3 protein-coding genes are annotated in these 1,149 nt (G+C 68.8%); all 3 read right to left on the reverse strand.

Going from position 1 to position 1,149, the window contains the following annotated elements; all coding sequences use genetic code 11:
- On the reverse strand, positions 1–285 hold a 285-nt coding region (locus tag BQ7388_RS10625; RefSeq protein ID WP_129583265.1), incomplete at its 3' end, for a hypothetical protein.
- Positions 286–293: 8 nt separating this feature from the next.
- Positions 294–857 (reverse strand): hypothetical protein, encoded by a 564-nt coding sequence (locus BQ7388_RS10630; RefSeq protein ID WP_072500641.1) that lies wholly within the window; start codon positions 855–857, stop codon positions 294–296.
- Positions 858–867: 10 nt separating this feature from the next.
- A partial coding sequence (locus BQ7388_RS12495; protein ID WP_159430849.1) for a hypothetical protein occupies positions 868–1,149 on the reverse strand: 282 nt, incomplete at its 5' end.

Raw genomic sequence — 1,149 nt, forward strand, 5'->3', positions numbered from 1 at the left:
GGCCTCGATGCGCCGCCCGTAGTCGTCCATGCGCTGCTCGACGCGCGCCAGCTCCCGGCTGTGGTCGGTGAGCTGTCGGCTCATGTCGCGCACGGTGTCGCGCGTCTCGCGCGCCATGTCGGTGATGTTCGCGAGCTGGTCGGTGACGACCTGCTGCTCGGCCGCCCTGGCCGCCTGCCTCTCGCGCTCCCCCATTCCGTCCCGGCGGATGGTGAGCGCGATCGTGGCGGCGGCGAAGACGACCGAGAGCAGCGCCACGAGCTGCTCGAACGTCAGTGGGCTCATCAATCCCCTTACGCGTCCGCGACGCACTTCCAGTAGCGCTCGTCGACGCCTGGCGCCCCGGGCTCCCACACGTTGTCGTCGATGGTCGACTCCCAGATCTTCCCGAGGTTCTCCGCCCTGTCGCCCCTCATGTAGGGCGACTCGTTCGTGGGCTGGACCCACTTGCCGACCTCGCCGGACTGCCCGGGGCTGACCCTGGTCACCAGGGCCGGGACCGCCGACGGGTCGGGCCACGCCCTCGAGTCGTAGTCCTGCAGCGCCCTGTAGAGCGTCTCGCCGACCCTGAAGCGCTCTCCCCTCCCGTACGTCCTCCCCTCCTCGAATCGCCCGTACGCGGACGGTATCAGTGCCGCCACGTCGTCGGGGAGCGCCTCTATCTCATCCCTGAGCCTCCTGGCGTCGTCCGAGAGGCCAAGCGCCCACGTCTGCCTGATCTCGGTGTCCGTCTCCTTCCAGCCCATCGTCGAGACGTAGCCCTCCGGCGCCTCGGGCTCGACGGACTCGATCACCGGCTTCCCCTCGCTCGGGACGGCGAGCGTCACCGTCCCGTCGCTCAGTACCCCGTAGAGCATGCGTGCCTCCCTAGTACCTGTATCCCTCGACCCGCACGACCGTGAGGTAGTCGGCGCTGTGGTCGCCCCCGACGCTGTAGCCCGACTTGCAGGGGATGTTCGCGTAGCCGCGCTGCGCCTGGCCCTGCACGGTCGCGAGGGTCACGCGCGTCCCGCTGATGGTCATGGCCTTGTACGACAGCTGCGCCCAGAGGTCCGTCGCGTTCTTGTACGTGCTCATGTAGAAGGTCTTGCCGTCGGGCCTGTAGAGCCTCACGGAGCCGTAGATGCCCGCGTTGTCGTGGTAGAGGAC

Source organism: Olsenella phocaeensis (assembly GCF_900120385.1).
In the GTDB taxonomy this organism is placed as follows: domain Bacteria; phylum Actinomycetota; class Coriobacteriia; order Coriobacteriales; family Atopobiaceae; genus Olsenella_I; species Olsenella_I phocaeensis.

Excerpts from the sequence above, each read along its gene's own strand:
- BQ7388_RS10630 (WP_072500641.1), bottom strand. The coding sequence starts at position 857 with ATGCTCTACGGGGTACTGAGCGACGGGACGGTGACGCTCGCCGTCCCG.